The organism is Thioclava sp. F42-5 (genome assembly GCF_002213195.1).
GTDB lineage: Bacteria > Pseudomonadota > Alphaproteobacteria > Rhodobacterales > Rhodobacteraceae > Thioclava > Thioclava nitratireducens.
Genome location: NZ_NBNZ01000006.1, coordinates 242960 through 266574, shown reverse-complemented (window position 1 = coordinate 266574; position 23615 = coordinate 242960). Strand labels below are relative to the sequence as shown.

20 protein-coding genes are annotated in these 23615 nt (G+C 65.4%); 13 read left to right on the top strand and 7 right to left on the bottom strand.

The genetic code is table 11. The features are described 5' to 3' along the window. The first annotated feature begins 39 nt into the window (after window positions 1-39). A complete protein-coding gene (locus B6V74_RS16095; protein WP_088723382.1) occupies window positions 40-1017 on the top strand; it encodes a Gfo/Idh/MocA family oxidoreductase in 978 nt (325 codons plus the stop codon). Window positions 1018-1065: 48 nt separating this feature from the next. Continuing rightward, on the top strand, window positions 1066-1971 hold the full coding sequence (locus B6V74_RS16090; RefSeq protein WP_143597854.1) for a formate/nitrite transporter family protein: 906 nt from the start codon (window positions 1066-1068) through the stop codon (window positions 1969-1971). Window positions 1972-2022: 51 nt separating this feature from the next. On the opposite strand, the gene B6V74_RS16085 is transcribed toward B6V74_RS16090, so the two are convergent. Together B6V74_RS16085 and B6V74_RS16080 are read right to left on the bottom strand one after the other, a co-directional pair. Next, entirely contained in the window at window positions 2023-2823 is an 801-nt protein-coding gene (locus B6V74_RS16085; protein ID WP_075774969.1) for an SseB family protein, read from the bottom strand. Next, entirely contained in the window at window positions 2820-3401 is a 582-nt protein-coding gene (locus B6V74_RS16080) for a uracil-DNA glycosylase family protein (RefSeq protein WP_088723381.1), read from the bottom strand. The genes B6V74_RS16085 and B6V74_RS16080 overlap by 4 nt, the downstream gene beginning before the upstream one ends. A 155-nt stretch (window positions 3402-3556) precedes the next feature. On the opposite strand from B6V74_RS16080, the gene B6V74_RS16075 reads away from it, so the two are divergent. From B6V74_RS16075 to kdsA, 3 genes are read left to right on the top strand one after another with little or no spacing between them, the layout of a single operon-like run. Beyond that, window positions 3557-4210, top strand: coding sequence for an ATP-binding cassette domain-containing protein (locus B6V74_RS16075; RefSeq protein WP_075774971.1), 654 nt, complete (start codon window positions 3557-3559; stop codon window positions 4208-4210). Next, window positions 4194-5999: a capsule biosynthesis protein gene (locus B6V74_RS16070; protein ID WP_075774972.1), complete on the top strand. Its 1806-nt coding sequence runs from the start codon at window positions 4194-4196 to the stop codon at window positions 5997-5999. Before B6V74_RS16075 ends, B6V74_RS16070 begins: the two co-directional genes overlap by 17 nt. A 35-nt stretch (window positions 6000-6034) precedes the next feature. Further along, window positions 6035-6868 (top strand): 3-deoxy-8-phosphooctulonate synthase, encoded by an 834-nt coding sequence (gene kdsA, locus B6V74_RS16065; protein WP_088718509.1) that lies wholly within the window; start codon window positions 6035-6037, stop codon window positions 6866-6868. A 62-nt stretch (window positions 6869-6930) separates the two neighbouring features. On the opposite strand, the gene B6V74_RS16060 is transcribed toward kdsA, so the two are convergent. Then, on the bottom strand, window positions 6931-7776 hold the full coding sequence (locus B6V74_RS16060; protein ID WP_088723380.1) for a fumarylacetoacetate hydrolase family protein: 846 nt from the start codon (window positions 7774-7776) through the stop codon (window positions 6931-6933). Window positions 7777-7835: 59 nt separating this feature from the next. Then, on the bottom strand, window positions 7836-8165 hold the full coding sequence (locus tag B6V74_RS16055; protein ID WP_240496886.1) for a DUF202 domain-containing protein: 330 nt from the start codon (window positions 8163-8165) through the stop codon (window positions 7836-7838). Window positions 8166-8798: 633 nt separating this feature from the next. Between B6V74_RS16055 and B6V74_RS16050 the strand changes: the two genes are divergently transcribed. The 7 genes from B6V74_RS16050 (at window position 8799) to modC (ending at window position 16077) form a co-directional block, all read left to right on the top strand. Beyond that, entirely contained in the window at window positions 8799-10373 is a 1575-nt protein-coding gene (locus B6V74_RS16050; RefSeq protein WP_240497129.1) for a cbb3-type cytochrome c oxidase subunit I, read from the top strand. After that, on the top strand, window positions 10370-11023 hold the full coding sequence (locus B6V74_RS16045) for a cbb3-type cytochrome c oxidase subunit II (RefSeq protein ID WP_088723379.1): 654 nt from the start codon (window positions 10370-10372) through the stop codon (window positions 11021-11023). Before B6V74_RS16050 ends, B6V74_RS16045 begins: the two co-directional genes overlap by 4 nt. Before the next feature lie 16 nt (window positions 11024-11039). After that, window positions 11040-12320 carry a c-type cytochrome gene (locus B6V74_RS16040; protein WP_168184242.1) on the top strand — a complete coding sequence of 427 codons (1281 nt, stop codon included), beginning with the start codon at window positions 11040-11042 and terminating at the stop codon, window positions 12318-12320. Continuing rightward, on the top strand, window positions 12317-13417 hold the full coding sequence (locus tag B6V74_RS16035) for a c-type cytochrome (protein ID WP_088718506.1): 1101 nt from the start codon (window positions 12317-12319) through the stop codon (window positions 13415-13417). The genes B6V74_RS16040 and B6V74_RS16035 overlap by 4 nt, the downstream gene beginning before the upstream one ends. Before the next feature lie 142 nt (window positions 13418-13559). After that, on the top strand, window positions 13560-14309 hold the full coding sequence (gene modA, locus B6V74_RS16030) for a molybdate ABC transporter substrate-binding protein (RefSeq protein ID WP_088723377.1): 750 nt from the start codon (window positions 13560-13562) through the stop codon (window positions 14307-14309). Beyond that, the gene (modB, locus tag B6V74_RS16025) at window positions 14306-15001 is read left to right on the top strand and encodes a molybdate ABC transporter permease subunit (RefSeq protein ID WP_088723376.1); all 696 of its coding nucleotides are present in this window, start codon (window positions 14306-14308) and stop codon (window positions 14999-15001) included. Before modA ends, modB begins: the two co-directional genes overlap by 4 nt. Then, window positions 15001-16077: a molybdenum ABC transporter ATP-binding protein gene (gene modC, locus B6V74_RS16020; RefSeq protein WP_088723375.1), complete on the top strand. Its 1077-nt coding sequence runs from the start codon at window positions 15001-15003 to the stop codon at window positions 16075-16077. Before modB ends, modC begins: the two co-directional genes overlap by 1 nt. Window positions 16078-16091: 14 nt before the next feature. Here modC and putA read toward each other — a convergent pair whose 3' ends face one another. Then, the gene (putA, locus tag B6V74_RS16015; protein WP_088723374.1) at window positions 16092-19511 is read right to left on the bottom strand and encodes a bifunctional proline dehydrogenase/L-glutamate gamma-semialdehyde dehydrogenase PutA; all 3420 of its coding nucleotides are present in this window, start codon (window positions 19509-19511) and stop codon (window positions 16092-16094) included. A gap of 114 nt (window positions 19512-19625) precedes the next feature. Here putA and B6V74_RS16010 point away from each other — a divergent pair, with 114 nt between their 5' ends. Continuing rightward, a complete protein-coding gene (locus tag B6V74_RS16010) occupies window positions 19626-20093 on the top strand; it encodes an Lrp/AsnC family transcriptional regulator (protein WP_075774978.1) in 468 nt (155 codons plus the stop codon). Between the two features lie 356 nt (window positions 20094-20449). Here the strand turns inward: B6V74_RS16010 and B6V74_RS16005 are convergent, their stop codons facing one another. Then, a complete protein-coding gene (locus tag B6V74_RS16005) occupies window positions 20450-21970 on the bottom strand; it encodes a bifunctional UDP-sugar hydrolase/5'-nucleotidase (RefSeq protein WP_088718501.1) in 1521 nt (506 codons plus the stop codon). 184 nt (window positions 21971-22154) lie between these two features. Further along, window positions 22155-23606, bottom strand: a complete 1452-nt coding sequence (locus B6V74_RS16000; protein ID WP_088723373.1) for a GTPase — start codon at window positions 23604-23606, stop codon at window positions 22155-22157. Window positions 23607-23615 lie beyond the last annotated feature (9 nt).

Genomic DNA, 23615 nt, shown 5'->3' with positions numbered 1-23615 from the left:
TTCGCCCCGGATACGAGCACGAGAAGAGGGAGAGAGACGATGCAGGTGTTGAACTGGGGAATCCTCGGCGCCGCGAAATTTGCGCGCGAACATATGGGCCGGGCGATCCACGCGGCCGAGGGCGCGCGGCTGGCGGCGCTCGCGACGTCGAGCCCGGAAAAAGCCGATCCCTTCAAGGCCTTCGCGCCCGATCTCAAGGTTCATGACAGCTATGACGCGCTGCTCGCCGACCCCGGCATCGACGTAGTCTATATCCCGCTGCCCAACACACTCCATGTGGAGTGGACGAAGAAGGCGCTGGCGGCAGGCAAGCATGTGCTGACGGAAAAGCCGATCGCGATGAAGGCCGAGGAGATCGACGGGCTGATAGACGCGCGCGACGCCGCCGGCAAGTTCGCGACCGAGGCCTACATGATCGTGCATCACCCGCAATGGCGGCAGGTGCGCGACTGGCTCGATGCGGGTGCAATCGGAGAGCTGCGCCACGCCGATGTGGCCTTCACCTTCAACAACCCCGACCCCACCAATATCCGCAACAAGGCGGATATGGGCGGCGGCTCGGTTCCCGATATCGGCGTCTATGCCTATTCCTGCGTGCGCTTCGCAGCCCGGGCCGAACCGGGCGATCTGCGCGCCGTCATCCATCGCGAGAACGATGTCGACACGTTCACGCAGGTCACCGGCGAGATGGTCAGCGACAAGGGCCGCTTCACCTATGGCGCGCTGACCTCGACCCGGCTGCATCCGCGCCAGGAAGCGGTCTTCCAGGGCTCTGAAGGTTTGATCCGCCTCACCTGCCCGTTCAACGCGAATGTCTTCGATCAGGCGGAGGTCACGCTGATCCGCAAGGGCAAGCCGGACGAGGTGGTCCGCTACCCGGGCGTGAATCAATATGTGATCCAGGTGGAGGCCTTCGTGCGTCATGTCACCGAGGGCGCGCCCTATGCGTGGACACTTGAAGATGCGCGCGGCACACAGGCGATGATCGACAAAGTGTTCGCCAGCGAACAGGGATAGCGCAGGCTCGCACAGGGAACAAAGCACGTGTGACGGGGTTCAGGACGAATGAAATCAGACAGTTCCCAAAGTGACGCGCAGGGCGGGTCCGACAACGGCAGCGGAAAAGCCCAGAACAACGCCGTGCGCGAACGGCACGAGGAGCGCTCGGTGAAGCAAGCCTCGCGCCTCTCCGCGCGGTTGATCTACGCCGTGATCCGGCATGACGGCGACGAAGAGCTGAACCGCCCGCTCACCTCTCTCGTGTGGTCGGGGCTCGCGGCGGGCATCCTGATCAGCCTCTCGGTCATCGCGCAGGCGAGCCTGCATGCGCGGCTGCCCGACGAAAGCTGGCGGATTCTGGTCGAGTCCCTCGGCTATTCGGCCGGGTTCATGGTGGTGATCTTCGGGCGGATGCAGCTGTTCACCGAGAACACGATCACCACCGTCCTGCCGGTGGTGGCCGAACGGTCGCTGACATGCCTGCTGAAAATGCTGCGGCTCTGGGCGATCGTGCTTGCGTCGAACATTCTTGGCTGCGCGATCGCCTCGGGGTTCCTGAGCATCCCCCATGTCATCCCCAACGAGATGACCGACAGCCTGCTGGCCGTGGCGCGCCACGCGACCGACGGCGACATGGGACAGAACTTCTACCGCGCGATGCCGGCGGGCATCATCATCGCCGCCGTGGTGTGGATCATGCCCGCGGCGCAGGGCAGTTCGTTCCTCGTGATCCTCGCGATGACATGGCTGCTCGCGGCCTCGGGCTCTGCGCACGTCGTCGCGGGCTCGGTCGAGGCGGGGCTGCTTGTCTGGAGCGGCCATATGAGCCTAACCGAGGCGATCAGCCGGTTTTTCTTCCCGGTTCTCGCAGGCAATGTCGCGGGCGGCACGGCAGTCTTCACGCTGCTGACATGGGGTCAGGTGAAGAACGAGGTGATCGGCGAGCACGACGAGGCAGACGACGAGTCCTGAGCCGCCCCGACCGAGTTTTTCAAACCATATGCGAAAACCGCCGGGCGCGCCTCAGCGCAGCTTCGGCGGCTTGCTCGGATCCATGCCGGGGGCGGAACCGGGCCGCAGTTCCTGCACCTCTTCCTCGACCGGCTCGGGGACATGCAGCACGAGCCCCTTGTCCAGCAGAAGCTGCGCGGCCTTGTCCTCAGGCTCGAGGAAGGTCACGTCCAACTCGCCCGCATCCAGCCCCGAGAAGGTCAGCGCCTCGCCCATTGCCTTGGCGATACCCGCGCGGAAATGCTCATGCGCGCCGATCACCGCGAGCACATGGCCCCGGTGGCCGTCCTCGTAGGTGACGCCGCCCAGCACGGCAGCCTGCGCGATCCCGGCAAGCTGGTCCAGCTTGGCCTCGAAGGCGGGCAGCAGCAGCGCGATCACCGCGGGCGACAGACCCGGAGCGGTGAATTCCACCGGACGGCCCTGCGCCTCCAACGGCGTATGCGCGAGCGTCTCGGTCAGCCAGTCCAGCGCCTCGGGCGGCAACAGCATCGCCGAGTCCGCAACACCGAGATTGACGCCCAGCCCGATATTCTCGCCCACCAGATGCTGCGCGATCACCCGGCCCGGCAGCGCCGCGTAGGGCTGCGGCCCGTCCGCGAATTCGCCGAGACGGTCTTCGGTATCGAAGACGAGAACGAACTCGCCCTCTTCGGTGGAGAACACCTGCGGCTTGATGTTTTCGTCCTCGGGCTCTTCTTCGAGCAGCAGGAACAGCTCGGCATCGGCGAGACGGTCGAACACGGCAAGGCGCTTGGCCTCGTTCTCCGGTTCGGCTTCCATCGCGGCATGGGCGCGGTCATAGGGGGTCATGTCAGCTCCTTCACCCGGGCGCGCAGGACCGGCAGCAGGTCGGCCTCGAACCACGGGTTTTTCTTCAGCCATCCCGTATTGCGCCAAGACGGATGAGGCAAGGGGAAGAGGCGCGGCGCGTGGTCCCGCCAGCCCAGCACGGCCTGCGTCACGTTGCGTGTGCCCAGATGCCAGCGCTGCGCGGCGCCGCCCACAAGAAGCGTCAGATCGACCGGGCCGATTTCCTCCATCACCCGGTCGCGCCACGTCTGGGCGCAGATTGCGGGCGGCGGCAGGTCGGCCCCCTTCGCGTCATAGCCCGGAAAGCAGAACGCCATCGGCGCGATCGCGATGCGCGAGACGTCGTAGAAGGTCTCGCGATCAACGCCCATCCAGTCGCGCAGCCGGTCGCCCGAGCGATCGTTGAACGGCACGCCGGTCTCGTGCACCCGGATCCCTGGCGCCTGCCCCACGATCAGCACGCGTGCGCCGGCGGCGAACCACGCGACGGGACGCGGCGAATGCCCGGTCGCGGTCGCGCGAAACCGCGCCGCGCAAAGGCGGCAGTCGCGGATCTCGTCTTGCACGGGGCGGGTCATCGTTTCTCCTCTAGTGTCAATGTGTTCGTCATTGCATAACCCTCCCACAACTGAACATAATGCTGCCCAAATCCAAGGTTAGGCGGGTTCTCACACTGCTGCCCCCGTGATTTAGTGGCGAGGCGCGCACAGATGGAGACCCGGGCCAAAAAGTAATGATCGTATTCGAGAACGTCTCCAAATCCTTCTGGACCGGCAAGCAGCGCAAGGTGATCCTCGAACGCGCCAGCTTCCGCGTGGAGCTGGGCCAGAGCCTCGGCATTCTCGCGCCCAACGGCACCGGCAAGACCACGATCATCAACATGATGGCAGGGCTGGAAAAGCCCGACGAGGGCGAGATTCGCCGCACCAGCCGGGTCTCGTTCCCGCTGGGCTTCATGGGCGGCGTCGTCTCGAAACATTCGGCGCGCGAAAACGCACGCTTCATCGCGCGGCTCTACGGGCTCGATCCCGACTATGTCGAGGCCTTCTCGCGCTGGCTGACCGGGATCGCGGAATATTTCGACCAGCCCGTGGGCACCTACAGTTCGGGGATGCGCGCGCGGTTCACCTTTTCCCTGCTGCTCGCGCTGGAATTCGACATATACCTGATCGACGAGGGGATGCCCTCGACCACCGATGTGGAGTTCAACCGCAAGGCCGGCTCGATCCTGCGCGACCGGCTGCGTAATTCCACCGTGGTCGTGGTCTCGCACCAACCCTCCACGATCGAGAAATTCTGCAATCGTGCGGCGGTGCTGCGCGACGGGCAACTTTACCAGTTCGACACTCTTGAAGAAGCGAAGCGGTTGTATGACTACCAGTCCTAAGGCCCCGAAATTCCGTATCCGCCGCGATGGGCCGGTGATCACGGGGAGCGACGGCTCGCTGCAGCTGGGGGCGATGCCGCTGAAATCGGGCCCCGGGACGACGGGAGAGCCGACCACGCCGCGCGCCTCCAACGCCTCTGCGGCCTCCGCCGCGCAAGCCGCACCCTCTTCCGACACGCCGGAACCGCAACGGCAACGGCAACGGCGGCACAGAGACAGCGATCCCTCCAGCATGTTCGAGCCGCAGGATGACGGGTTCGGCGATCAGAAATTCCCGACGGCGGAGCGCAACGGCGCCGAGGTGATCGATGCGGGCCAGCGCACCCCCGAGGAAGAAATCGACGCGATCCGCGCCGAGGGGCTGACCGGCCGCCAGTTGCGCCTCGCCCGCCGGATGGCGCAGAAACACGGCGTGCAGGCCAGTTCCGATTTCGAGGCCGTGCTGCTCCTGCGCCGCCGCGGGATCGATCCGTTCGACCGCTCGAATATCGTGGCGATGGTGAAACCCGGCGAGGCGGAAGCGACTTCGCGGGCGCTGGCGCGGACCGACGGGCCGGGCGCGGATACCCGCGTGAACCTGCCGCAGACGATCAAGAAAGGTCAGCTCCCCTCGACCGAGGTGATGACCGAGGATCGTCGCGCCGCCGAGATCCTGCGCATCCAGCGCGACATCGCCAAACGGCGCCGCCGCAAGCTGATGCTGCTGGGCGCGCGGCTGGGCTTCTTCGTGGTGCTGCCGACGCTGATGGCCGCCTATTACTATTTCGCGATGGCCACGCCGATGTATGCGACGAAATCGGCCTTCGTGATCCAGAAGGCCGAAGGGCTGGGCAATTCCGGGCTGGGGTCGCTCTTCTCGGGCACGCAGCTCGCCACCAATCAGGACTCGGTGACAGTGCAGTCCTATCTGCAGTCGCGCGATGCCATGAAACGGCTCGACCGCGATCAGGGTTTCAAGAAAATCTTCGAGGATCCGAGCATCGACCCGCTTCAGCGCCTGCCGAAGGATGCCACCGACGAGCAGGCCTACCGGCTTTACTCGAAAATGGTCGAGATCGGCTACGACCCTTCCGAGGGCATCGTGAAGATGGAGGTCATCGCCCCCGATCCGCAGAAATCGCAGCAATTCTCCGAGTCGCTGATCTCCTATGCCGAACAGCAGGTGGACCAACTGACTTCGCGGCTGCGCGACGACCAGATGAAGGGCGCGCGCGAAAGCTATCAGGATGCCGAGGCGAAGGTGTTCGCCGCGCAATCCAAGGTGCAGCAGCTTCAGGAGAAGGTCGGCGTCCTCGATCCCGTCAGCGAGAACTCGGTGGTGATGGGCCAGGTCGCCAATCTGGAAAACCAGTTGCAGCAGAAACGGCTCGAGCTGGGCCAACTGCTCGACAATGCGCGTCCCAACCAGGCGCGGGTTTCGGGTGTGCAGGGCGACATCAGGCGCATTCAGGCGCTTCTCGAAAAGACGCGTGGCCAACTCACGGCGGGGCGCCAGGCCACCGGGGGCGAGTCGCTCGCCGCCGTCACCGGCCAGTTGCAGATCGCCCAAGGCGAATTGCAGACCCGCCAGATGCTGCTCTCTGCCGCTGCGCAACAGATGGAAACCGCCCGGATCGAGGCCAACAAGCAGGTACGCTATCTGGAGATGGGCGTACGCCCCGTCGCCCCGGACGAGCCCACCTATCCGCGCGCTTTCGAGAACACGCTGTTGGCTTTCCTGATCTTCTCGGGCATCTATCTGATGCTGTCGCTCACAGCGTCGGTCCTGCGCGAGCAGGTCTCGAGCTGAGCTAGAGCGGCCCGTCACAGGCTGCGGAGAGAGAAATGAAAGACGTGAAAATCGGCGGGCTGACCGTCTCGAACGATCGCCCGCTGACGGTGATCGCGGGTCCGTGCCAGCTCGAAAGCCGCGACCATGCGATGATGATCGCGAAGGAAATGGCCCGCGCCTGCGACCAGGCGGGCGCGCAGTTCATCTTCAAGGCGAGCTACGACAAGGCCAACCGCACCAGCCTCAAAGGCAAGCGCGGCCTCGGCATCGACGCGGGACTGAAGATCCTTGAAGAGGTGCGCGCAGAGATCGGCTGCCCGGTACTGACCGACATCCACGACGCGGAACAGGCCCGCATCGCGGGCGCCGTCGTCGACGTAATCCAGATCCCGGCCTTCCTGTGCCGCCAGACCGATCTTTTGCTGGCCGCGGGCGAGACCGGCTGCGTGGTGAACATCAAGAAGGGCCAGTTCCTCGCGCCGTGGGACATGCCCAACGTGGCCGAGAAGGTCGCCTCCACCGGCAACGAGAAGATCCTGCTGACAGAGCGCGGCACCTCCTTCGGCTACAACACGCTGGTCGCCGATATGCGCGGCCTGCCCGAGATGGCGAAGACCGGCTACCCGGTGATCATGGACGCGACCCATTCGGTGCAGCAGCCCGGCGGTCAGGGCGGCTCCTCTGGCGGTCAGCGCGAATTCGCGCCGGTGATGGCGCGTGCGGCGGTGTCGCTGGGCATTGCGGGCGTGTTCATCGAAACCCATGAGGCGCCCGATAGCGCGCCCTCGGACGGGCCGAACATGATCCCGCTCAACCAGATGCCGAAGCTGGTGCAGACGCTGATGGAGTTCGACCGGATCGCCAAGGACGACCCGATCCGGCTGTAATCGCGTATGAGAAAGGGCGCGCGAGTGTTCCGCGCGCCCTGCCCTGTTCGCAAGGACCTGCCTCAGGCGTCGGCCACGACCTCGGCGCGCTGCTGGCCCAGCCCTTCGATCTCCAGCTCCACCACATCGCCCGGACGCAGGAAACGCGGGGTCTCCATCCCCATTGCGACGCCCGGAGGGGTCCCGGTCGAGATCACGTCGCCCGGATGCAGCGTCATGAATTGCGAGAGGTAGCTGACCAGCTTCTTCACGCCGAAGACCATCGTCTCGGTCGAGCCGTTCTGCATCACTTCGCCGTTCACGCTCAGCTTCATCGCCAGCTTCTGCGGATCGGCCACCGCGTCGCGCGTCACCAGATACGGTCCGAGCGGGCCGAAGCTGTCGCAGCTCTTGCCCTTGGTCCACTGGCCCGAGCGGTCCTTCTGGTAGCTGCGCTCGGACACGTCGTTGGCGAGCACGTAGCCCGCGACGTAATCCATCGCATCCTCTTCCGAGACGTATTTCGCAGGTTTGCCGATGACGATGCCCAGCTCGACTTCCCAGTCGGTCTGCTCGGCGCCGCGCGGAATCACGATCGGATCGTTCGGGCCCTGGATCGCGGAAGTGGCCTTCATGAAGATCAGCGGCTCCGGCGGCACCATCGCGCCCGATTCCGCAGCGTGGTCGGCATAGTTCAGCCCGATGCAGATCATCTTCCCGATGCCCGCGATCGGCGCGCCCAGACGCGTGCCTTCGGGCACAGCGGGCAGCTCGGACACGTCCAGCGAGCCGATCGCCGCCAACCCGTCATCCGAGAGCACCGCACCCCCGATATCGGCGACCTGGCCCGACAGGTCGCGGATCACACCCTGACCGTCCATCAGCCCCGGTTTTTCGGCTCCGATAAGCCCGTGACGCAGAAGTTTCATGTAATGTCCTCCATAATTTGGCGGCATCAAGCCTGTGCGGCGACGAAGATGCAAGAGTGTCAGGTGACATGCAGGATGAAAATCCCGAGCAGAACCAGAAGCGCGATCACCAGCGCAAACAGCACCAGCTCGGGCCAGTTGGTTCCTTGGCTGTCCGGGGCCTTGCCGCTTTCGATCGCGGCGCGCAGCATCCGCATGCGCACGAAGGCGAGGATCACCACGACCCCGCCGCTCAGCACCATCGCCAGATCGGACCATTGCGGAAGATCCGTCCGGGTCAACTTCGCCGCGGTGAGCCCGACCCCGACGATCGCGACGGCCGTGCGGAGCCACGCGAGGAAGGTCCGCTCGTTGGCGGCGTGATCCTTGAAGTTCTCGTTCACGGCCACTCTCGAGCCTGCCTTTCCATCGCATCTCGCGCGATCCGCTGCGACACGCCACGCAAGGCGGCGCGCACCGCGCGCTCCTGTATCGGAATCGCATCTGCGGCCCGATCGGTTCCCCTATCCCCGGAAGCGGTCTGCCGCCCTGCCCCTTGGGGAACCCCGCCCCGCTTTCAACTCATCTCACGGCAATCGTGAGCCGCGGATCACGAGATCGTTGCCCCGATCAGCGCTGCGGGAGCGCCTCGCGAGCGTCCCGCCAGCGGATTTCCGCCCGAAAAACAAGGCCCGGCTGGCGCGTGCGCTTTCCGCCGAGGAAAGCTCTCCGAGCGGCTCGTTCAACCAAGATCATCATCGCGTGAGGAGAGGTGGTCGCGCCCCCGTGACTGCATCATTCTGGGCGCTCGCGAACATCCGGCGCCCGCGCCACATGGTCGTGATCGTCCCTCGGCGGGCGTCGGTGCGCCCGACATCTGCATACATCTGAATGTTTGGAACAGATCACTCCGCCATGCATTGTTCGTGAAAACGACGTGAACAAGAACCGACCGACCGGGCTAAAGGGAGAATGGAACAGTGACGAGCATCCACGCGTCGCACCGGCTCGGCCCGGGTCAAACCTGACACCGGAGCCAGCCAATGCAAATCACCGAAACGCTCGGCCTGCTGCTCGCCCTCAGCTTCGTCATCTCGCTACTGGCGTTGACGATCCTGATCTGGGCGATCGCGAACAAGCAGGTCCACACGCCAGACGCCGACGATGCGCGGACCATCTTCGAGCCCGGCGAGGGCGCGGATACCGACGCGCCGAACGACCCTCACCACTTCAACGCGGCGCGCGCCGGTATCGACGCGAGTTCGTCCAGCGTCGTGATGTGGCTCATCGCGGCGGCGGTGTTCTGGCTGATCTACGGCTCGCTGCACGGGCTGGCCGCCTCGCTGGAACTGCACCTGCCCGATCTGATGTCGGGAACTGCGCAGATGACCTTCGGGCGGATGCGCACGGTGCACCTGAACTCGGTCGCCTATGGCTGGGCGAGCCAGGGCGGCCTCGCTGCCGTCTGCTGGATCCTTCCGCGTATCTTCCGCACCGAACTGCGCATGACGGGCCTTCTGAAGACCGGGATCGTGCTTTGGAATATCGGCCTCGCCGCAGGCGTGTTCGCCATCGCGAACGGCTGGACCGACGGGCTCGAATGGCTCGAGATTCCGTGGCAGATCGACATCGTCCTCGCAGCCGGCGCGGCCTGTTTCGTGGCCCCGCTGATCGCGACCGCGAAGCACCGCAACGTCCATCACATCTACGTCTCCGGCTGGTATTTCCTCGCCGCGGTGCTCTGGTTCCCGGTGCTGTTCGTCATCGCCAACATTCCCGGCGTCCATCACGGGGTCGAGCAGGCCACGATGAACTGGTGGTACGCCCATAACGTGCTGGGCCTCTGGTTGACGCCGCTGGGCGTGGGCGCGGCCTATTACTTCATCCCGAAGATCATCGGCAAACCGGTCTATTCCTACGCGCTCTCGCTGGTTGGCTTCTGGGCGCTGGCGCTGTTCTACAGCCAGGTCGGCATCCACCACCTGATCGGCGGCCCGGTCCCGACCTGGCTGGTGACGCTCTCGGTCGTCCATTCGGTGATGATGTTCGTTCCCGTGATCGCGGTGGCGATCAACCAGCACGTCACGGTGGCGGCCAATCTCTGGGCGCTCAAGGAGTCGATCCCGCTGCGCTTCATCTCCTTCGGGGCGGTGATGTACACGCTGGCCTCTTTCCAGGGCTCGATCGAGGCGCTGCGCTCGGTCAACACGATCACCCACTTCACCCATTACACGGTGGCGCACGCGCATCTGGGCGCCTATGCCTTCGTGTCGCTGGTGCTGATGGGCGTGATCTATCAGGTCGTGCCGCGCGCGACCGGGAAATACTGGCCCTTCCCGCGGATGATCGCATGGCATTTCTGGCTGAACGTGATCGGCTTCGCGATCTACTTCTTCTCGCTGACAATCGGCGGCGTGCTGCAGGGCCTTGCCCAGCTCGATGCGACGAAGCCCTTCGCCGACAGCGTGACCCTGCTCAAGCCCTATCTTGAAGGCCGTTCGCTCGGCGGCGGGCTGATGACGCTGGGCCATGTGCTGCTGGCGATCAACCTCATTGCGATCGGCTTTTCCAAGAAGACCCGTGAGACCGAAACCGACAACATGGTGGCTGCAGAATGAACCGCTATCTTCCTCTCGCAATCACGGCGCTGGCGATCCTCGCGCTCGCGACCCTGTTCCTGGTGATCGCGCCGGGCATGCAGATCAGCGCACAGGGACCGACGACGGGGCTCAAGCCTTACACCGAGGCCGAGGCGCGCGGCCGTGAGGTCTATGTCTCGCTGGGCTGCCTCTACTGCCACTCGCAGCAGCCGCGTTCGCTGGCACAGGCCCCCGATGCCGAGCGCGGCTGGGGCCGGGCCTCGGTCGCGGGCGACTACGCCTATGACGCCCCTCACCAGCTGGGCACGATGCGCACCGGGCCGGACCTGATGGATATCGGCGACCGCATGCCCTCGCAGGCATGGCAACTGACCCATCTCTATCAGCCCCGCGCGATCTCCAGCTGGTCGATCATGCCCGCCTATCCCTACCTCTTCACGCATAAGGACAAAGCCGGGCCTGACGATGTGGTGGTCAAGCTGCCCGCGAAATACGCGCCCAAATCCGGTGTGATCGTGGCCAAGCAGGATGCGCTCGACCTCGTGACGTATCTGCAAGGCATGACACGCCAATACGCTCCGCCGAAGGACGGTCTGCGCGACAACGGCTACGCGCTGATCGCCGAGAAGCAACGCGAAGCGACCGATGCCACCAAGGCCTCGAACTGAGACGACGGAGACAAGAATGACCGACAAGAAACCCGATCCCCGGCGTCCCGACGAGACTTTCGAGCCGTTCGAGGCAACCCGCCGCATCCCGTGGCCCGTCTATTCGATCGCGATCGCGCTCGCGATCTGGGGGGTGATCATGCTGGTCCAGACCAGCACCGCCGTTCAGGTCGCGGACAAGGCGCAAACCGAAGCGGCCAAGCAAGAGCCCACGAAACTCGCGCAGGCCGCCGCGCCCGATCTCGACGCGGGCAAGACGCTGTTCGCGGACAATTGCGCGACCTGCCATGGCGATGCCGGTGAAGGCGTCACCGGCGCCTTCCCCCCGCTGCACGGTTCTGACATCGTGAAGCTGGGCGGCGCCAAGGCGGTGACCCAGATCGTGATGCGCGGCATCGGTGGCAAGCTCAACGTCAATGGCGAGAGCTACGAGGGCGAGATGCCCGCCTTCGGCTCTGTTCTCAGCGACACCGAAATCTCCGAAGTCGCATCCTATGTGGCCACCGGGCTCAATGACGACGCCAAGACCATCAGCGCCCCGGAGGTCGCCGATATCCGCAAGGTGGCGGGCGACATGGACCCGCTCGATGGCGGCGCCGGCCTCGCGGGGCTGATCAACAACTTGCCCGCGCAGCCGGAATCCGCAGCTGCCGAGAAAGGCCCCGGGTCCGAGCGCGTCGCGCAGCTCGTCAGTCAGGGCTCGGGCACGGTCTGGGCCTGCGCAAGCTGTCACGGCGACAAGGGCGAAGGCACCGAGACCGTGCCGCGGCTGGCGGGCCTTCCGGCGCCCTATCTGGCCAAGCAGTTGCGCGACTTCCAGAAAGGCACCCGGCCCAACGACTCGATGGCCTATGTGGCCAAGGGGCTGAGCGATCAGGAAATCGTCGAACTGGCGAACTACTACGCCACGATGACCAGCCCCTCGGGCGCGAAGCCTTCTCTGGAAGGCGATCTCAAGCGCGGCGCACAGCTTGCCAAGGAAGGCGACTGGTCGATCGGCGTTCCGGCTTGCTTCACCTGCCACGGGCCCTCGGGCGTCGGCGTCGCGCCGAATTTTCCCGGGATCGCCGCGCAGCAGCCGGCCTATGTCGCGCATCAACTCGCGATGTGGGCAGGCGGCGCGCGCCATAACTCGCCGCTCGGCCTGATGGCGGGGATCGGCAAGGCGCTGAACGATGCGGATCGGCGCGCGGTGGCCGATTACCTCGCCTCGCTCGCCCCGATGCCGGCGATGGACAATACCGAACTGGCCGCGATGGAAAGCAACATCCCGGTGCGTGAAGGAGTGGATCAATGAGTAACAAGCACCCGTCCGACATCCCTCCGCGCGGAGAGACCGACCCCTCCCGCGGCAAGACGGCCCTGCGCGCGATCCTCGCGGTAGGCGGTGGCCTCGCACTGGTCGTGCTGGGCTCGCTGCTGGTAAATTTCGGCCTCGCACCCAGCTGGTTGACCGGCGCCACGCGTGACCAGAGCGAAGCCGAGGCCGCCGCGCAGCAAAGCGGCGGCGACACGCAGCAGGCGAAGCTTTTCACCCCGCCTGCGGAGAGCACCATTCCCGACGACGATTTCGGCAAGTCGGTCCGCCGAGGCATGGCGATTTTCAACGATACCGGCACCAACGCGCATGACTTCGTCGGAAACGACCTGTCCTGCTCGAACTGCCACCTCGACGCGGGCCGCCAGGCCTTCTCCGCGCCGATGTGGGCCGCCTACCCGGTCTATCCGAAATATCGCGGCAAGAACAAAATGGTGAACACCATGGAGGACCGCATCAAGGGCTGCTTCACCTATTCGATGAACGCGCAAGGTTCGCCCTCGGGGGGACCGCCGCCCTATGGCTCGGATGTCTATCGCGATCTGCAGGCCTATTTCTTCTGGATGTCGAAGGGTCTGCCCACGGGCGAGAAACCGGAAGGCGCAGGCTTCGGCAAGATCGACAAGCCCGCGAAAGAGCCCTCGCGCCAGCGCGGCGAAGCGGTCTTCGCCCAGAACTGCGCGGTTTGCCACGGCGCCGACGGTCAGGGTCAGAAGGACATCAACGGCAAGGTCGTCTTCCCGCCGCTCTGGGGGCCGAACAGCTTCAACTGGGGCGCGGGCATGCACAAGATCAACGCCGCCGCCGCCTTCATCAAGCATAACATGCCGCTGTCGGAGCCGAATAAACTGACCGTGCAGGAAGCCTGGGACGTGGCCGCCTTCGTCGACAGCCATCCGCGCCCGAACGACCCGCGGCAGATCGGCGACGTGACGGTGAAGGACGCCGTCGACAAATGGCACCACAACCATCAGGGCTTCTACGGCAAAGAGGTCGACGGCAAGCTGATGGGTCCGGGATATCCCTCCAGCGATCAGGCCTCGGCGCCTGCGCAAAACGAAAGTTCGGGAGGCTAAGCCTTTCCATTAGACCTCCTAGAACGGGCCGGCGCAGCAATGCGCCGGTCTTTTCCTTTTGAGCCCTTCCCGCGGCGGCCCGCGCTTGCCTTTGGCGATCTGCGCTGCAATATGTCTGGTGAAACATATCGAAGGAGGCCCCATGTCCCTGCCCCGCATCCTCGCCCTTGCGCTTACGACGGCGAGCCTCGCGCTACCCGCCCGCGCAGAGGAGGTCACGATCTTCGCCGCCGCGTCGATGAAGACCGCGCTCGATCAGGTAGCGAAGCTCTGGGAGACGAAGACCGGCGACGTGGCGCATATTTCCTTCGCCGGGTCCGGTGCGCTGGCCCGCCAGATCGCCGCCGGAGCACCGGCCGATATTTACATCTCCGCAAATCCGGGCTGGATGGAGACGGTCGCGAAGACGGGCCGCATCAAGGTGCAGGAGGATCTGCTGGCCAACCACCTTGTGCTGATCGCCCATGATCCAAAAGCGAAACCGGTGACGATTTCTCGCGATCTCGATTTCGACGCGCTTCTGAATGGCGGCAAGCTGGCCATGTCGCTGGTGAACGCGGTGCCCGCCGGGCAATACGGCAAGGCGGCGCTGGAGCATTACGGGCTCTGGTCCAAGGTCGAGCCCGAAGTCGCGCAGGCCGATAACGTGCGCGCGACACTTGCGATGGTGGCACTTGGCGCAGCACCCTACGGGATCACCTATGCGACCGACGCCGTGGCCGAGCCGCGCGTGCATGTCGTGGCGACTTTCCCCGAAGACAGCCACCCACCGATCCGCTACCCCGCCGCCCGCCTCACCGATAGCGACGCGGCGAAAAGCTTCTATGCCGAGCTGAAATCCGACGCCGCCGCGAAGATCTTCCACGAGCAAGGCTTCGAGACACTGAAATGAGCTGGCTGTCGTCCTCCGACTGGCAAGCAGTCTTTCTCTCGCTGAAAGTGGCAGGCTGGGCGACGCTACTGTCATTGCCGCCCGGGCTGTTCGTCGCCTATGCGCTGGCCCGCTGGCGCTTTCCGGGGCGCAGCCTCGTCAACGGGCTGGTGCATCTGCCGCTGATCCTGCCGCCGGTCGTCACTGGCTACCTGCTGCTGATAGGCTTCGCGCCGAACGGGGTGATCGGGGCGGCGCTGGCGCGGGTCGGGATCACGGTCGCCTTCTCGTGGCGCGGCGCGGCACTGGCCGCCGGGATCATGGCCTTTCCGCTGATGGTGCGCGCGATCCGGCTCGCGATCGAGGCGGTGGACCCGAAGCTGGAACAGGCGGCCTCCACCCTCGGGGCGTCGAAGTTTTCCTGCTTCGCCACGATCACCCTGCCCCTGATCCTGCCCGGCATCCTTGCGGGCGCGATCACCGCCTTCGCCAAGGCGATGGGCGAATTCGGCGCGACGATTACCTTCGTCTCGAACATCCCCGGCCAGACCCAGACCCTGCCGCTCGCGATCTATTCGCAATTGCAGGTGCCGGGCGGCGAGGTCGAGGCCGCGCGGCTGGTGGTGATCTCGGTCACGCTGGCGCTTGGCGCGCTGTTGGTCTCGGAGTGGCTGGCGCGTCGGATCGCGGCGCGGATCGCGGGACAGAACTGATGCTGGAAATCTCGCTCAGCCATCGCCTGCCGGCGCTCGATCTCGACGTAGACTTCACCGCGCCTGAGGGCGTGACCGCGCTGTTCGGCCCGTCCGGCGCGGGCAAGACGACCGTGGTGAACGCGGTCGCGGGGCTGCTGCGGCCCGACCGGGGGCGGATCGTCGTCAATGGAGAGGTGCTGCTCGAGACCGAGGCCGGGATCTGCCTGCCGCCCCACAAGCGACGCATCGGCTATGTCTTTCAGGACGCCCGGTTGTTCCCGCATCTGAGCGTCAGATCAAACCTACTCTACGGGCAGCGTTTCAACAAAACCAAGACCGCGCCGGAGTTCGACCGCATCATCGATATGCTCGGCCTCGGCGCGCTGCTGGAGCGCCGACCCGCCGCGCTCTCGGGCGGTGAGAAAAGCCGCGTCGCGCTTGGTCGCGCGATCCTGTCGAACCCGCGGATGCTGCTGATGGACGAGCCACTCGCCGCGCTGGACGCTGCGCGAAAATCGGAAATCCTTCCCTTTATCGAGCGGTTACGGGACGAAGTTAAACTTCCCATCCTCTATGTCAGCCACGCACCGGCCGAGGTCGCGCGTCTCGCCACCTCCATCGCGCTGATCGAGGCCGGCCGGCTGCGCGGCTTCGGCCCCGCGCGCGAGATTCTGTCCGATCCGACACTCGCCCCCGCGCTCGGGCAGCGCGAAGCGGGGGCGGTGATTTCGGGACGTGTCATGGCGCAGGAAGCCGACGGCCTGACCCGGATCGAAACCGCAGGCGGGCCGGTGCTGCTGCCATATCGGGAAGGTCAGCCCGGCCAATCGCTGCGGCTGCGAATCCATGCGGGGGACGTAACGCTTGCGGTTGCGCGGCCCGAAGGCCTCTCTGCGCTCAACATCCTGCCGGTGACGGTCACGGAGCTGCGTCCTGCGGCTCCCCCCAGCGTCTATGCCCGCCTGAAGATGGGCGACGAGCATCTGCTGGCCCGGCTCACCACCCGCTCGGTCGCGGCGCTTGGCCTGACCGAGGGGAAGAGGTGCCACGCGATCATCAAGGCGATGTCGGTGGCCTCCGAGGATGTGGGCTAGCAGGCTAGCGGGGCTTACCCCGCCAGCAGCGCCGCGTTGCCGCCCGCCGCGGTGGTGTCGACGCACAGATGCCGCTCGTGGAGGACATCGGCCTTCTGCACCGCGCCGGTGGTCAGCGTCAGGATCGGGCCCTCGCGCTTTGCAAGCGCTTTGACGAGGGCGCGCGTATCGTGGCCCCACCAGATGGCGCCCGCGATATCCTCAAGCGTTTCAAGCACTTCCGGGGCGATCTTGCCATCGGCACCGACGGCCACACCGCCCAGCTTCTCGACTTCCTTGATCTGCGCGACCTGCGCGGCTTCACCCGGCCCGAGGCACAGGATCGGCCCGCGCGAATAGCGACGCAGCGTGTTAGCCTCGCCCGTCGGGCCCGGCAGTTCCAGCGCCTCGAGCGGCCCCGCCGCCTCGGCCTTCGCCGCCGCTTTCGCAAGCTTTTTGCGCAGCGTGTCGAGATCGGCCTTGTGGCCCCATTCGCCGTTTTTCGACGATGCCTCAGGCGCCATCGCGAAGCGGGTCAGGTAAAGCGGTCCACCCGCTTTCGGCCCCGTGCCCGACAGACCTTCGCCCCCGAAGGGCTGCGAGCCCACGACCGCGCCGATCTGGTTGCGGTTGACGTAAAGGTTGCCGACATGCAGCGCGTCCGAGACCTCCTGCACGCGGTTGTCGATCCGGCTGTGCAGACCGGCGGTCAGCCCGTAGCCGGTGGCGTTGATCGCGTCGAACACCTTCTCGATATCCTCTGCGCGATAGGTCGCGATATGCAGAACCGGGCCGAAGACCTCACGCTCCAGCGCCTCGATGCCGGAGATTTTCACCAGCGTCGGCGCGATGAAATGGCCCTTCGACGGCGCATCGAGCTTGTGCAGCACGCGGCCCTCTTTCTCGGCCTTTGCAATATAGCCCGCGATATCCTCCTGAGCTTCGCTGTCGATCACCGGTCCGACATCGGTCGACAGATACCACGGATCGCCCAGCGACAGCTCGTCCATCGCGCCCTTGATCATCGAAATCAGGTTCTCGGCCACGTCTTCCTGCACATAGAGGCAACGCAGCGCCGAGCAGCGCTGACCCGCCGACTGGAAGGCCGAGGCGATGATGTCGCGCGTCGCCTGTTCGGGCAGCGCGGTCGAATCCACGATCATCGCGTTCAGACCGCCGGTTTCCGCGATCAGCGGCGCGGTCGGATCGAGATTGTCGGCCATCGCGCGGCGGATCATCTTCGCCGTCTCGGTCGAGCCGGTGAAGGCGATGCCCGCGATCTTCGGGTTGGACGACAGGGCTGCGCCCACCGTCTCGCCCTGACCCGGCAGCAGTTGCAGCACGTCGCGCGGCACACCCGCCTCATGCATCAGGCGCACGGCGATGGCGGCGACGAGCGGCGTCTGCTCGGCCGGCTTCGCGATCACGCCATTACCGGCAGCCAGCGCCGCCGAGATTTGTCCGGTGAAGATCGCCAGCGGGAAGTTCCACGGGCTGATCGCCGCGAAGATGCCGCGCGCCGTCGGGTCGCTCTCTTCGGCCTGCGCCGAATAATAATGCAGGAAGTCGACCGCCTCGCGCAATTCGCCCACGGCGTCGAGCTGGCTCTTGCCCGCCTCTTTCGCGAGCACCGCGAAGAAGGGGCCGAAGTTTTCCTCGTAAAGCTCCGCCACGCGACGCAGCACAGCGGCGCGCTCAGCGACCGGGGCAGCCCACGGACGCGCAGCGTCGATGGCGGCCGCGACACAGGCCTCGTCGGCCTCCGTGACCTTGGCCACCTCTTCGCCGGTCGAGGGGTTGATGACGGCCACGGCTTGCCCCGTCGCCTCGCCCGCCACCAGCGGACCCGCATCCGGGATCGCCACATTGCGGGCGGCGTCGATGCGCGCAAGCGTGCCCTCGTCGGTCAGATCGAAGCCCATGGAATTCTCGCGGGACTCGGCGAACACCTCCGAGGGAAGCTTGAGCATCGCCGAACGCTCGGCCGTCTCGAGTTGCACGAACGGGTCTTCCGCGATGGTCTCGGGCGCCACGTCCTCATCGACGATCTGGTGCACGAAGGAAGAGTTCGCGCCGTTCTCCAGCAGGCGGCGCACCAGATAGGCCAGCAGGTCGCGATGCGCGCCGACGGGGGCGTAGATGCGGCAGCGGGTGCCCTCTTCGCGGTGGACGATCTCGTGCAGACGCTCGCCCATGCCATGAAGGCGCTGGAACTCGTAGGGACGGCCCTCGGCCATCTCGAGGATCGCCGCGACCGAATGGGCATTGTGGGTCGCGAATTGCGGATAGATGCGGTCGGTGTAGCTGAACAGCTTGCGCGCATTGGCAAGGTAGCTGACATCGGTCGCCGCCTTCGTGGTGAACAGCGGGAAGTCCGGCAGGCCTTCGACCTGCGCGAGCTTCATCTCGGTGTCCCAATAGGCGCCTTTCACCAGACGCACCATGATCTTGCGGTCGAGCTTTTCCGCCAGCGCGCCCAGCCAGTCGATCACGAGGCTCGCGCGTTTGCCGTAAGCCTGCACGACCACGCCGAACCCGTCCCAGCCGGCAAGCTCGGGGTCGGACAGAACCTCCTTGATGATCTTGAGCGAGATCACCAGACGGTCCTGCTCCTCGGCGTCGATGTTGAGGCCCATGTTCCCGGCCTTCGCGGCCTTCGCCAGATCTTTGAGCACCGGCACGATCTCGGCCATCGCGCGCTCTTCCTTGGCGACCTCGTAGCGCGGATGCAGCGCCGAGAGTTTCACCGAGATGCCGGGATTTTCGGCCACAGGGCGGTCCTTGCAGACCTTCGTGATGGCGGCGATGGCGTCGGCGTAATCCTTCGCGTAGCGCTTGGCATCGCGCGCGGTGCGGGCGGCTTCGCCCAGCATGTCGTAGCTGTAGGTATAGCCGCGATCTTCGAGCTTCTTGGCTCGGCTCAGCGCGTCCTTGATCGTCTCGCCAAGGACAAACTGGCGGCCCATCTCCTTCATCGCGCGGCTGACGGCAGCGCGGATCACCGGCTCGCCCAGACGGCGCACGGCCCCGCGCAACACGCCTGCCATGCCGGGCTTTTCGTCTTCGAGCACGCGGCCCGTCAGCATCAGCGCCCAGGTCGAGGCGTTGACCATCGAGGACGAGGCCGTGCCCATGTGCTTGCCCCAGTCCGACGGTGCGATCTTGTCTTCGATCAGCGCGTCGATCGTCTCGGCATCGGGCACGCGCAGCATCGCCTCGGCGAGGCACATCAGCGCCACGCCTTCCTGCGTGGACAGGCCATATTCCGCGAGGAAATGCTCCATCAGCGTCGGTTTGGCTTCGGTCCGGATACGGCGCACGAGCTTCGCCGCGCGGGCGGAGATCTGCTTGCGATCACTCTCGCTCAGTTCGGCCTGGCCCTTTAGCCGCTCCAGAAGCGCGGCTTCTTCGGCGAATTTCGCCTGTGTCGTGAACTGATCGAACGTGTCGCCCATGCGATCCTCCCTTGAGTCTGATTGTCCGATACTATTCGATTTCCCCTAGGCGATTGGCGCAAAGATTTGCTAAGCGATGGTCTCTGGAACTTATTTTTGGAGACTCTGTAGCCCATGAGTGAAGAGATCGATGCGATCGACAGGCGAATCCTCAACGAGCTTATCGCCGATGCACGCCTTCCCGTGGCTGAGATAGCGCGCAGGGTCGGCTTGTCGAAGACGCCGGTGGCCGCGCGCATCCGCCAAATGGAGGAAACCGGGCTCATCAAGGGCTACCGGGCGATGATCTCACCGATCAAGCTGGGGCTGACCCATGTGACCTATATCGAGCTGAAATTGAGCGATACGCGCGAGACCGCGCTGAAGGCGTTCAACGCCGCGGTGCGCGCGATCCCCGAGGTCGAAGAGTGCTACATGATCGCCGGGGGCTTCGATTATCTAGTGAAGATCCGCGCCCGCGACATGGCCGATTACCGGCGGATCATGTCGGAAGAGCTGTCCACCCTGCCCCATGTCCATTCCTCGTCGAGCTATGTCGCGATGGAGACCGTGGTGGAGGCCAGCGCGCCGCCCTTGGAGTGAGGTTACAGAGGGCAGCGCCCGATCGCCGGGCGGGCGTCCCTCGTCATGTGGTCCGTACTTAATCGCGGCCAAATCCGGATGACCTCGATCCGCGCGCTGACGTCACCCAAGCGCCCGCCCGAGGGGGCGGTCGGGCGCTGCCCGGGCCGCTTCGCGGCTGTTCCGGGCAAGCAGATTGCGTTCGTTCAGATCGAGGCCCTCTCTACGCTTCCCTGTCCCTGCACGCGCATATTGGCAATAGTTGTCCACTTGGCACAGGGCGACCAGCCCCGGGCCGCGCCCGACCCTCACCACATTAGGCGCAATAGAAAAGGCGGCAGGTCTCCCTACCGCCTCTCGATCCGATCAGGTCGAACTCACTCGCCCTGTTTCTTGATCCGCCCGTCGAGCTTGGGTGCGACCGTCCCCTTGCCCTCGATATAGGTCATCACGTCATTGGCCATCAGGTTGCCGTTGCCGGCGTTCACGATGACCTTGCCGCCGCCGAGCGACGTGTAGCCGTCGCCGCCGCCCAGCATGTAATCGTTGGTCGCGACCTTGTAGACCTTGTCCTTGTCGAGCGGCTGACCGCCCACCTCGACCGAGACCACGCGCGACCCGGCCGGTGCGGAGGGATCGTAGACCACGCTCATGCCCGAGATCTGCGGGAAACGGCCCGCACCGTTCTCGACCTGGCTGAAGCCGTTCTCCAGCGCGCTCAGGAGCTGCGAGCCGGGGATCTCGGTCACCACCGTCTTGTTCCCGAAGGGCAGCTCGGTCAGCACGTCCTTGCGGGTGATCTTGTGGCCCGCATCATAGGTCGTGTCGCCCCGGATGCCGCCGCCATTGATCAGCGTCACATCGGCCTTGGTCGCGGCGCGCAGCGCATCGGCGATCAGATCGCCCATCGTGCTCTCCTGCGAGCGCACCACGTTGCGCCGCGAGTCCAGTTCGGTCTCCGACGTGCCGATCTGCTGGCCGAGATTGTCGTCGAGTTGCTGCTTGAAGCCGTTGACCAGCTTCATCGATTCCGGATCCGGCGTCACATTCGCGGTGTCGATCCAGCGGAAATCCGGGGTCCAGCTGATCTTGCGCTTGCCGTCCTTCTCGGAGATGTCGACGGTCAGATCGACCGGCATCAGGTAGCGCGCGTCGATCGAGGTCTCCACATAGGCCGTGATCCCGTCATAGAACATCGCATTGAGGTGGTCGTCGCCCGAGATGATGACGTCGAAATCCTTGCTCGCGATCAGGTCGCGGTCGTTCGACTGATCGGTCTGCACGACCCCGATCACCAGATCCGCGCCATCCTCGCGCGCCTTCTTGGCTGCTGCGATCGCGCTGTCCACGGTCGGCCCGAATTTCAGATCGCCCGAATTGGCGACCTCGGGCGTCGTGTCCTGCGCGACCGGAACGAGCGCGACCTTGAGACCGGCGATCTCTTTCATCATCACGCCGCCCAGACCCTGAACCGGCGAGCCGTCTTTCTGGGTGATGTTGATCGCGGCCCACGGGTATTTCGAGGCTTCCATCTTCTTCTCGAAATTCTGCGGGCCGAAATCGAATTCATGGTTGCCCGGCACCGCGATATCGAAGGGCACGATATTGGTCAGGTCGATCGTGTTCTGACCTTCGTCGATCCCCGACAGAAGCGAGGGCGAGAGCATGTCGCCATCGAAGACATAGAGCGTGTTGGGATTGTCCGCGCGCTCCTTCTTGGCGACCGCGTTGAGCCGGGCGAACCCGCCGCGCTCGCCGTCACCGTCGAAATTGTAGATATCGCCAACCCCGAGGATCGTGAGCTTCACCGTCTCGGCCTGAATGGGCCCGGCGGCGAGAAGCCCGGTGGAGGCGGCGCCCAGCATGAGGGCAGCCAGACGGCGCTTGAAATCGGACATTTCGGTCTCCCTGCGGAATGAATTTATTCATAGACCCCGAACGGCCGCATGGCCCGGGGCGTGGGAGAAAGCTTAGCCGCACTCTGTCATCGCGCAAACCTCAAGTCAGATGACCTCGCGTTCACGATCGGGCGCGCGCCTCTTTTCGCGTCACCCCGCGCAGATCAGCGCGCTGGGTACGCTTTCAGACCAACACGCCCGCCAAGCGCGCGAACAACGCATGCGCCGCCGCCTCGTCGATCAGGTCGACGGTGAATTGCGCGAAGGTCAGGCCGGTCTCCGGCGCGCTGGAGAACATGACGCGGACGTCCTCGCCCGACTCGGTGATCATGTCGAGCTGCCCGCCGAAGACGGTCGTGTAGCTTCCCGCGAACCCGGACATCATGGCCTCCAAAGCCTTGGCGCAGGCCACGATCTCGTCCGACGACCCTTTGACGGGCCGCAAGATCCGGTCGCTGGGGCCGATCCGCCCGGCAAGCTGCAGCCCCTCGGGCAACTCGATACCCAGTCGGAGCTGCGTGGTGGCGAGAAGCAGCGGGCTTTCCTGCTCCACCGGGGCCTCCCTCTCGGCCTCGGTTTCAGGCACGACGCCGCCGGTGACATTCGGCCCCGGCTTGAGCGCGGGCTCTCGAACGGGCTCGCGCGCAGGATCGCGAAGGGGTTTCGACGCCCGCGTGACACGACGTGGCGACACCTCGGGCGTGCGGTCGACGGGGTTCGGGTCCGGCCGATACTCGGGCTCGGCCCCGGGGGGCGCAACCGGCGCGACCGGCGCGCCCGAATTTGCGGGCTCGGAGCTGCGTTTACGCTCCCCGGGCGCGCGGAACGGCAAGATCGCCCCGCCATGTTCCGAGAGCAGCGGGGACGGCGCGTCATGGGCCCCGATCGCCAGATCCGCCTCGGTCTCGGGATCGAGCGCGTCGAGCCCGGCCACCGCGCGCCCTGTCATCGCCCCGAGCGCCGCGATCAGCGCCGCGCCGCCGCTACGCTGGAACGCTTCATCCGAAGTCTCGGCGGCACGCAACAGGTCGCGCGATCCGTGCAGAAATGCGATCCGCGAGAAATACGCCGCCGACTCGCGCTGAACCCGTGCCTTCAGCTTCGCCCGGTCCCTGTCGTTGCGCAGCTTGTCGCCACGCGAAATCGCGAGCAGGCAATCGGACGGGCGCGCAGACCCCAGACATTCGATCAGAGTCTTTTCGGTCAGCCGCCATGCCTGCGAGGCGATCGTGACCCAAATCATCACGTCGCAGGTGGCGATCAGGCCGACCTGTCCTTCGTTGAGATCCTCGGCGCAGGTCAGCGGCACCTCGACGAACTCGAACCCCTGCAGATGCGGCTGCGCGGAATAGACATAAATCTCGGAGGGCACGGCGCCGCCCTCTTCGACCTCCGCCGCGTCGATCTCCCGCCCCGTCGCGTCGCGCATCACCACGCCCGGCGTCGCACGGTAGCGCGCGACGACCGTGGGTCGCTCGGTCCGGCCCAGATTGTCGCCGATGCTGCGCGCGCGCAAAATCGCGTTGAGCACCGTGGACTTGCCGGAATTGACCTCGCCGCAGATCGCGACCCGCAACGGTGCGCGGACCGGATCGGGCGGTGCCTGATCGTGGCGGAGGTCTTGTTTGAAGATCATTTGCTTCCT

Excerpts from the sequence above, each read along its gene's own strand:
- B6V74_RS16070 (WP_075774972.1), top strand. The coding sequence starts at position 4,194 with ATGACTACCAGTCCTAAGGCCCCGAAATTCCGTATCCGCCGCGATGGG.
- putA (WP_088723374.1), bottom strand. The coding sequence starts at position 19,511 with ATGGGCGACACGTTCGATCAGTTCACGACACAGGCGAAATTCGCCGAA.
- B6V74_RS16080 (WP_088723381.1), bottom strand. The coding sequence starts at position 3,401 with ATGACCCGCCCCGTGCAAGACGAGATCCGCGACTGCCGCCTTTGCGCG.
- B6V74_RS16060 (WP_088723380.1), bottom strand. The coding sequence starts at position 7,776 with ATGAAACTTCTGCGTCACGGGCTTATCGGAGCCGAAAAACCGGGGCTG.
- B6V74_RS16040 (WP_168184242.1), top strand. The coding sequence starts at position 11,040 with ATGACCGACAAGAAACCCGATCCCCGGCGTCCCGACGAGACTTTCGAG.
- modB (WP_088723376.1), top strand. The coding sequence starts at position 14,306 with ATGAGCTGGCTGTCGTCCTCCGACTGGCAAGCAGTCTTTCTCTCGCTG.
- B6V74_RS16045 (WP_088723379.1), top strand. The coding sequence starts at position 10,370 with ATGAACCGCTATCTTCCTCTCGCAATCACGGCGCTGGCGATCCTCGCG.
- modA (WP_088723377.1), top strand. The coding sequence starts at position 13,560 with ATGTCCCTGCCCCGCATCCTCGCCCTTGCGCTTACGACGGCGAGCCTC.
- B6V74_RS16000 (WP_088723373.1), bottom strand. The coding sequence starts at position 23,606 with ATGATCTTCAAACAAGACCTCCGCCACGATCAGGCACCGCCCGATCCG.
- B6V74_RS16090 (WP_143597854.1), top strand. The coding sequence starts at position 1,066 with ATGAAATCAGACAGTTCCCAAAGTGACGCGCAGGGCGGGTCCGACAAC.
- B6V74_RS16075 (WP_075774971.1), top strand. The coding sequence starts at position 3,557 with ATGATCGTATTCGAGAACGTCTCCAAATCCTTCTGGACCGGCAAGCAG.
- modC (WP_088723375.1), top strand. The coding sequence starts at position 15,001 with ATGCTGGAAATCTCGCTCAGCCATCGCCTGCCGGCGCTCGATCTCGAC.
- B6V74_RS16005 (WP_088718501.1), bottom strand. The coding sequence starts at position 21,970 with ATGTCCGATTTCAAGCGCCGTCTGGCTGCCCTCATGCTGGGCGCCGCC.
- B6V74_RS16035 (WP_088718506.1), top strand. The coding sequence starts at position 12,317 with ATGAGTAACAAGCACCCGTCCGACATCCCTCCGCGCGGAGAGACCGAC.
- B6V74_RS16085 (WP_075774969.1), bottom strand. The coding sequence starts at position 2,823 with ATGACCCCCTATGACCGCGCCCATGCCGCGATGGAAGCCGAACCGGAG.
- B6V74_RS16050 (WP_240497129.1), top strand. The coding sequence starts at position 8,799 with ATGCAAATCACCGAAACGCTCGGCCTGCTGCTCGCCCTCAGCTTCGTC.
- kdsA (WP_088718509.1), top strand. The coding sequence starts at position 6,035 with ATGAAAGACGTGAAAATCGGCGGGCTGACCGTCTCGAACGATCGCCCG.
- B6V74_RS16010 (WP_075774978.1), top strand. The coding sequence starts at position 19,626 with ATGAGTGAAGAGATCGATGCGATCGACAGGCGAATCCTCAACGAGCTT.
- B6V74_RS16095 (WP_088723382.1), top strand. The coding sequence starts at position 40 with ATGCAGGTGTTGAACTGGGGAATCCTCGGCGCCGCGAAATTTGCGCGC.